The sequence below is a fragment of the Streptomyces sp. BR123 genome, from assembly GCF_013401435.1.
Lineage (GTDB): Bacteria > Actinomycetota > Actinomycetes > Streptomycetales > Streptomycetaceae > Streptomyces.
The window spans coordinates 1-6,172 of sequence record NZ_JACBGN010000380.1 but is presented as its reverse complement, the minus strand read 5'-3'; the positions used below and the strand labels follow the sequence as shown (position 1 = coordinate 6,172).

Below are 6,172 nucleotides of genomic sequence, written 5' to 3'. Positions count from 1 at the left end.
CTGCAGCAGGGCGGGTGCGGGGGCCGCGGGGACCAGTTCGACGGCGGTCACCTCGGGGGCGAGGCCGGCGACGGCGTCCTCGACGCTCCGCCGGGCCGCCTCCGCGTTGCCCGCGCAGCCGCAGCCGGTGGCCGGGGCGGCGGACCGCAGTCTGAGGGTGCCGGTCGCCTCGTCGAAGCCGATGAGCTCGACGGGGTCGGCCACGGACTCCAGGGCGCGGGCGATCCGGCTGTCCACGTCGTCGGGGTGCAGGCCGTGCAGGGCGAGCAGACCGGCCACCAGGTCGTCGCCGAGCATGCGGGCGACCGGTCCCGCGCCGAGCCGCTCCACGATCCGGGCGAGCCCGGCGCCGTAGAAGTCCATGAGGACGCGGACGAGTTCCTCGGCGGCCGCGCAGGCCTGCGGGTCGCCGGAGGCGGCCAGCCGGTCGAGGACCTCCTCGACGCGGCGGCCTGCCTCCCGGGCGTCGATGACGGCCGCGCTCATCCGCCCAGCCCGCTCAGGCCGGTGGGCACGTGCATCGACTTCACGGTCTTCCCGCCGCCGACGTACATGTGGACGCCGCAGGGCAGGCAGGGGTCGAAGCTGCGCACGGCGCGCATGATGTCGATGCCCTTGAAGTTCTCCGGGGGGTTCTCCTCGAAGATCGGGGTGTTCTGGACGGCGTCCTCGTACGGGCCGGGGGTGCCGTAGGAGTCGCGGACACTGGCGTTCCACGGGGTCGGCGGGTACGGGTGGTAGTTGGCGATCTTCCCGTCGCGGATCACCATGTGGTGGGAGAGGACGCCGCGTACGGCCTCGGTGAAGCCGCAGCCGATGGACTCGTCCGGCACCTCGAACTTCTCCCAGGTCTGGGTGCGTCCGGCGCGGACCTCGGCGAGCCCCTTCTCGGCGCAGTGCAGCGCGATGGCGGCCGCGTACGCCTGGAAGTACGTGCGGGCGCGGTTGCGCTCCAGCGCGTTGCTCCACTGCGGGATCTTCCACTCGAAGGTGGTCTCCGGCTTGGTCATGGTGCGCGGGAGGTTGATGACCACGCTGTGGCCGGTGGCCTTGACGTAGCCGACGTCGACGAGTCCGGACAGGGCGGTGGACCACAGGCGGGCGAGGGGGCCGCCGCCGGTGTCGAGGGCGAGGTGCTCGGTGCCGTCGAACCAGCGCGGGGACATGACCCAGCTGTACTTGTCGTCGAAGTTCCGCTTCTGGGGAGCGGGGATGGTGTGCTGGTTCCAGGGGTGGCGGGGGTCGACCGGGTTGCCGAGCGGGTCGTGGCGGACGAACTGCTCCTGGCCGGCCCAGTCGTCGTAGTACGAGCTGCCCAGCAGGATGCGGATGCCGAGGTTGATCTTCGTGAGGTCGTTGGTGACCAGTTTGCCGTCCACGACGATGCCCGGGGTGACGAACATCTTCCGTCCCCAGTCGGTCATGTTGGCGTACGTGAAGTCGCAGTACTCCGGGTCGTTGAGGGCGCCCCAGCAGCCCAGCATGACGCGTCGGCGGCCGACTTCCTCGTAGCCGGGCATGGCCTCGTAGAAGAAGTCGAAGAGGTCGTCGTGGAGGGGCACGACGCGCTTCATGAACTCGACGTACCGCATGAGGCGGCTCATGTAGTCGGTGAAGAGCTGGACGGAGGCGATGGTTCCGACGCCGCCCGGGTAGAGGGTGGAGGGGTGCACGTGGCGGCCCTCCATCAGGCAGAACATCTCGCGTGTGTAGCGGCTGACCTGGAGGGCCTCGCGGTAGAACTCGCCCTCGACGGGGTTGAGCGAGCGCATGATGTCGGCGATGGTGCGGTAGCCGTGCTCGGCGGCGTGCGGGGCCTCGGTGCGCTCGGCGAGGTCGAGGACGCCGGGGTTGGTCTCGCGGACCATCTTCTCGCAGTAGTCGACCCCGACCAGGTTCTCCTGGAAGATGTTGTGGTCGAACATGTACTCGGCCGATTCGCCGAGGTTGATGATCCATTCGGCGAGGTGCGGCGGCTTGACCCCGTAGGCCATGTTCTGGGTGTAGACGGAGCAGGTGGCGTGGTTGTCGCCGCAGATCCCGCAGATGCGGCTGGTGATGAAGTGCGAGTCGCGGGGGTCCTTGCCGCGCATGAAGACGCTGTAGCCGCGGAAGACGGACGAGGTGCTGTAGCACTCGGCCACCCGCTTCTGCTTGAAGTCGATCTTCGTATGGATGCCCAGGCTGCCGACGATCCTGGTGATCGGATCCCAGGCCATCTCCACCAGGCCGCTTCCGTCGCCGGCCGCCTTCGTCTTCGGTGTCATCGTTTCTGCCGTGGCCCTTCTGGGAGCGGGTGCGGGATCGGGAAGGTGCGGGAGGCGGGCGGGGCGGTACGGGCGCGCGGGCGCCGGCCCGGTGACGGGCCGGCGCGGCCCGGCCGGGTCACCAGGGCGGGCGGTACCCGGTGGTGATCTTCCGGCCCGTGTGGCGCCACTTCGGCTCCTCGTCCACCGTGTGCAGCGTGACCGCACGCAGCTTGCGGATCAGGGCGCCGTACGCGCCGCTGGCCTTGGTGGAGACCGTGGCGCCCGGCGGCTGGTCCATGAACGGCATGAACTTGTCGGGGAAGCCGGGCATGGTGCAGGCGATGCAGATGCCGCCGACGTTCGGGCAGCCGCCGATGCCGTTCATCCAGCCCCGTTTGGGGACGTTGCACTTGACGACCGGGCCCCAGCAGCCGACCTTGACGAGGCACTGGGGCGAGTCGTACGACTCGGCGAACTGGCCCTGCTCGTAGTAGCCGGCCCGGTCGCAGCCCTCGTGGACGGTGTGCTGGAACAGCCAGGTCGGGCGCAGCTTGTCGTCGAGCGGGATCATCGGGGCGGAGCCGGCCGCCTGGTAGAGCAGGTAGGTGAGGGTCTCCGAGAAGTTGTCCGGCTGGATCGGGCAGCCGGGTACGCAGACGATCGGGATGCCGGCCTTGGAGGTCCAGTCCCAGCCCAGGTAGTCGGGGACCCCCATGGCTCCCGTGGGGTTGCCTTCCATGGCGTGGATGCCGCCGTACGTGGCACAGGTGCCGATCGCCACCACGGCGAGGGCCTTCGGCGCCAGCCGGTCGATCCACTCGCTGGTGGTGATGGGCTGGCCGGTCTCCGGGTCGTCGCCGAACCCGCACCAGTACCCCTCGGGCTTGATCTTCTCGTTGGGGATGGAGCCTTCGACGACGAGGACGAAGGGGTCGATCTCGCCCCGCTCCCCCTTGAAGAACCATTCGATGAACGTGTCGGCGCCGCCGACCGGACCGCATTCGAAGTCGATGAGCGGCCAGTGGACGGCGATCTTGGGCAGGCCGGGGAGGGCGCCCGTGACGATCTCCTCGATGCTCGGCTGCATCGCGGCCGTCAGGGACACCGAGTCGCCGTCGCAGCTCAGTCCGGCGTTGATCCAGAGGATGTGGATCGTGGGGTCCTCTACCGTGCTCTGCGTTCCAGCAGCCATGCGGATCGCTCCTTGGGCGGGGATGCGGGAAGGGGTCCTGCCGAGACGGGGGCGGCCGCGGCCGCCCCCACCCTTCTTGCTAGCAGCCGGCCGGGCCGCACGCCCTGCTGGACTGGGCCGGTCCGGTGATACCGGGGCGCTGCCCGGGGGCGGGGGTGGTACGCCGCCCCCGGGTGGGCCGTGCCAGGTGCGGCGGGGTGCCGTCCGGGGTCTCCTTGCGGACGAAGGCCCTGCGCAGGGCGTGGTAAGGGGCCTGCGGGTCGAAGAAGGCCTCCCGCATCCGGGCCAGTTCGGCCTCGCGGTAGGAGGCGAGGGGGCGCAGCGTCTCGTCGACCTCGCGGCGGGCCTTCTTGCCGGCGATACGGGACCCGCTGCCGGGCCAGCCGGCCAGCCGGGCCGCGAGGCGCGCGGTCTCGTCCGCGAAGGCCTGCGGGGTGCAGTCGATGGTCCGGTCGGCCAGTCCGAGGCGGCGGGCGGCCTCGCTGCCGACGGGCAGGGCCTCGCTCGTGAGGCGCTGGGCGACGCCGGTCCCGGTCCGGCGGGGCAGGGTGTACGTCCAGTACTCGGAGCCGTGGAGGCCCATGAGCCGGTAGTGCGGGTTGAGGACCGCCCCGGACCGGAGCCAGACCTCGTCGGCGGCGAGGGCGAGCATGGCCCCGCCGGCGGCGGCGTTGCCGCCGACGGCGGCCACGACGAGACGGTCGGTGGTGGTCAGCACGGCCTCGACGAGGTCGTCCATGGCGTTGATGTTGGCCCAGGACTCCTCGGCCGGGTCGGCGGCGGCCTCGATGACGCCGAGGTGGATGCCGTTGGAGAAGAAGTCGCGGCCGCCGCCGAGGACGAGGACGGAGGTGGGGCGGGAGCAGGCCTCGCGGTAGGCGGCGAGCAGGCGCCGGCAGTGCTCGGTGCTCATTGCGCCGCCGGGGAAGGAGAACGACAGGAAGCCGGCCTCGCCGTCCTCCCGGTAGCGGATGTCGGACCAGGTGCGCGGGCCGGCCCCGGTGCCGGTGTCCGGCGGTGCGGGGAGTTCGGGCAGGGCGGGCAGCCGGCCGGCGAGGGCGAGGGTGGCGGGCAGCTTGACGGGGGCCGGACCGCCGGGGGTGCGCCGGGCCCGCAGTTCGGGGATCCACACGGCCCCGTCGGCCGTGGCCCGGCAGATCGCGCCGGCCCGGGTGGCGAGGAGTTCGCCGGGGCGGCCGCGCAGCCCGTCCTCCGGGTGACCGCCGTGCAGGTACCACCGGCCGCCCAGCAGGTCGTCGAGGACGCCGGGCTGCGAGTCGGCGGCGCGCAGGGTGCGCACGACGCGGTCGGTGGAGTCGTGCGCCCAGTCGATCCGGCGCTCCTCCTGGCGCAGGTACGGCCGGGCGCGGCCGGACGACTGGGGCTCGGGGACGTGGGTGCCGGAGGCGAAGCGGTCGACGGCCTGCAGGACGGCGGTGAGGGCGGCGTCGGAGACCTCGCCGCGGTAGGCGTCGCTCTTGCCGACGGGCGGGAGCACGCAGTCCGCGGTGGCCCATACCGGGCCGGCGTCCATCTCCGCGTCGGCCTGCAGGACGGTGACGCCCCAGGTGTCCGCACCCTCGGCGATGGCCCGGTCGAGCGAGGAGGGGCCGCGGTCCCCGACGGGGCCGGGGTGGACGACGAGGCACACGTGCCGGGACCAGACCTCGCGGGGGATGGCCGTCTTCAGCATCGGTGCGATGACGAGATCGGGCCGGTGCCGGTCGACGGCCTCGGCGAGGTGGCAGTCCGGCAGGACCAGCTCTACCGCCACGCTGTGCCCGCGGTCCCGCAGTTCGGCGTGGACCCGCTGGGTGAGGCTGTTGAAGGCACTGGCGGCGAGCAGGATGTGCACGTGTTCTCCCAGGCGTCCGGCTCCGGCGGCGGCGGCCGGAACGTTTCCGGCCGCCTGCGATCGTCGGCGACGGCGGTGCACCGGCCGGTGAGACGTACGGGCGGTGTCACCCGTACGGGGACGCCCGCACCTCCGGGTGGTGGAGGGGCGGGCGGTGCCGGGGCACCGCCCGCCGCCGCCTGGTCAGCGCAGGTCGAAGCTGATGGACGACGCCTTGTCGTTCATGCCGTCACCGACGTACGCGTTGTAGCCGTGGTAGGTCTGGTGGGCGCCCCGGAAGTCCTTGTGCTCCCACAGGGTGATCGGGCAGGTGATGCCCTGGGCCGAACTCACCGTGTCGTTCCAGCCCCACTTGGAGAGCTCGTTGAACTCCGGGTAGCGCCAGTTGCAGCCGACGCTGCCGCGGAAGGTGAACTCGCTGCCGCCGGAGTTGGCGTCGCTCCATATCCTGCCGAGGTCCTTGTACTCGGCCTGCCCGCCGAATTCGGCGGCCTGGGCCCGGGTCGCGAAGCACCCGCCCTCGCCGGTGTCGACGACGTAGGTGCAGAACTTGGCCGCCCCGGGGGCGGGCGCCTGCTCCACCGCGGCGGCGGGGACGACGCCCAGGGCCGTGAGGGTGAGGGCGGCCGCGCCGAGCGCGAAGGCCGATCGGGTCATACGCATGAATGCTCCTCAGATCGGTGCGGTGAGCGCCCGGTGCGACGGTGCGGTGGGCGCGGGGACGACTCAACGGGGCGGTCCGGGGGTGCGTCGAGGGGTGGCAGGTGCCGTTGGCAAGTACCGCCCGCCCGGAGACGGGCCCGCGGTCCGGGCACGGGTGGCCGGATCGGCGGGCAGGGCCCGGGCGGGCACGGGCGCGGCCTGCCACGCCGGGGC

5 protein-coding genes are annotated in these 6,172 nt (G+C 72.3%); all 5 read right to left on the bottom strand.

Going from position 1 to position 6,172, the window contains the following annotated elements; translation table 11 throughout:
- Positions 1 to 486: hypothetical protein (locus tag HYE82_RS33145; protein ID WP_179177918.1), on the bottom strand; the 486-nt coding region annotated here is incomplete at its 3' end.
- A complete protein-coding gene (locus HYE82_RS33140) occupies positions 483 to 2,267 on the bottom strand; it encodes a nickel-dependent hydrogenase large subunit (protein ID WP_179177917.1) in 1,785 nt (594 codons plus the stop codon). The genes HYE82_RS33145 and HYE82_RS33140, both read right to left, overlap by 4 nt.
- Positions 2,268 to 2,385: 118 nt before the next feature.
- The gene (locus tag HYE82_RS33135; RefSeq protein WP_179177916.1) at positions 2,386 to 3,441 is read right to left on the bottom strand and encodes a hydrogenase expression protein HypE; all 1,056 of its coding nucleotides are present in this window, start codon (positions 3,439 to 3,441) and stop codon (positions 2,386 to 2,388) included.
- 79 nt (positions 3,442 to 3,520) lie between these two features.
- Positions 3,521 to 5,296 (bottom strand): hydrogenase maturation protein, encoded by a 1,776-nt coding sequence (locus HYE82_RS33130; RefSeq protein WP_179177915.1) that lies wholly within the window; start codon positions 5,294 to 5,296, stop codon positions 3,521 to 3,523.
- Between the two features lie 183 nt (positions 5,297 to 5,479).
- Positions 5,480 to 5,959 (bottom strand): hypothetical protein, encoded by a 480-nt coding sequence (locus tag HYE82_RS33125; RefSeq protein WP_179177914.1) that lies wholly within the window; start codon positions 5,957 to 5,959, stop codon positions 5,480 to 5,482.
- Positions 5,960 to 6,172 lie beyond the last annotated feature (213 nt).

Coding starts and splice junctions, on each gene's coding strand:
- HYE82_RS33140 (WP_179177917.1), bottom strand. CDS start 2,267: ATGACACCGAAGACGAAGGCGGCCGGCGACGGAAGCGGCCTGGTGGAG.
- HYE82_RS33135 (WP_179177916.1), bottom strand. CDS start 3,441: ATGGCTGCTGGAACGCAGAGCACGGTAGAGGACCCCACGATCCACATC.
- HYE82_RS33125 (WP_179177914.1), bottom strand. CDS start 5,959: ATGCGTATGACCCGATCGGCCTTCGCGCTCGGCGCGGCCGCCCTCACC.